Annotated in this window: 2 protein-coding genes; both read right to left on the reverse strand. The window is 34.4% G+C overall.

All coding sequences use genetic code 11. The features are described from left to right. Positions 1 to 50 precede the first annotated feature (50 nt). Positions 51 to 662, reverse strand: coding sequence for a hypothetical protein (locus tag POTG_RS09185; RefSeq protein WP_009224553.1), 612 nt, complete (start codon positions 660 to 662; stop codon positions 51 to 53). A gap of 128 nt (positions 663 to 790) precedes the next feature. Continuing rightward, positions 791 to 1461, reverse strand: a 671-nt coding sequence (locus POTG_RS09190; RefSeq protein ID WP_036644883.1) for a hypothetical protein, incomplete at its 5' end; no start/stop codon positions are given.

Raw genomic sequence — 1461 nt, forward strand, 5'->3', positions numbered from 1 at the left:
CATTTAACTATGTCTGATTATGCAAGGTATATATACATAGTGTTTGCCTTTTATAATTTGCTAAGGAAACTTTTTAATCGTTGAGTTGGAGTACATTTTAAGTGGAAGTATTCCGTTGCTCTTTCTCCATTACTGGTATATGAGATTTTGACATATATATCTTGCAAGACATTAGTCATGGTTTTTTCGATATTTGTTTCTTCTTGAAGTAGAAATGCACGTCCTAGGCTAAGTCCATTATGTTCCCCGTCTTTCGTGACGCTGACTGGCATATCATTTATAATATTGCTTTGAAATAAACTGCTTGTATTTAGTATATTGAACATTTCTGGGTTTAGATAGAAGCTCATTGTAATGTCTGTCATGTCATACTTGGGTTTAGTTATGAAGATTTCATAAGAAATTCTATCCACATTTTCCTTGTCTGTGACAAAATCAATGGTGGCCTCTAATTGATAATTTAATGGTAATGTAGTTGAAAAGATTTTGCTGTGTGTCTCTACTTTTTCTTTTAGATCATTAATTTCATTTAGATATTTTTGATCTGCTGATTCGGATAAAGTCGGTTTATTCTCATTTCCAATAGTGGAGTTGTGAGAAAGTTCCTGGCATCCGGACATCAACAAAATTACTAAAGATAAGCAAAGCAAAGTTTTTTTCAAGAGGAGTTCTCCTTTATATTGTATTTTCATTAACAGAAAAACTATATCTATTCTGTATGTTACTATATTTTACTAAATTTAACAAATAAAATGCCCACAAATGAATTGTGGGCATTTATCATTACTTATCAATCAAGCCAGTCCTCATCTGTGTATTTTTTGCTTTGCGCGTAATTATAAGCGGTTTGTTGCAAAATGTAGTTATTATCATAATAATGTGGTGCGGCTTCGACTTTAATCGCCGAGTATCCGTTTGCAGGGACATAGTCAACAGTATACTGACGAGTATTTTTGTTTTTATCCATCCAAAGGGAGTAATAATGTTTATAAGTATTTCTATTTGTACTTTCAAATAGAGTATGCCATGTGTTTGAATACCATGCTTGGCCCTGTTTAGTAGGGTAATTATATGAAATCATAGTCTTTGCTGTCGCTGTTTGTGTAGTCTCAACATTGGATAATGCCATATCCGCTACACTGAGTACAATTCCCCCAAATGTAGTTGTAAGAGCACCGAGAATAGTCATTACTATATCTTTCTTTAAGTCAAAACTGCCAGATTCCTCATCTTGAACAATTGGAGCTCCATACCAACCATAGGTTGTGAGATTTACTCTAGTGGCCCCGTCTCCCGGATTTTCAGCAAATGGTTTAATATACACTTTTGGTAGTGATTGTTCGTCGATAACATCGTTGGGCACAATGAAATTGTTCTTTTTTGATTGCATATAATCAAGCTGTTCTGGAAGTAATGAGGTATCCGACGCAAGGGCTGCGAAGGGAATGCTAATTGTTAATA

This window comes from Paenibacillus sp. oral taxon 786 str. D14, assembly GCF_000159955.1.
In the GTDB taxonomy this organism is placed as follows: domain Bacteria; phylum Bacillota; class Bacilli; order Paenibacillales; family Paenibacillaceae; genus Fontibacillus; species Fontibacillus phoenicis.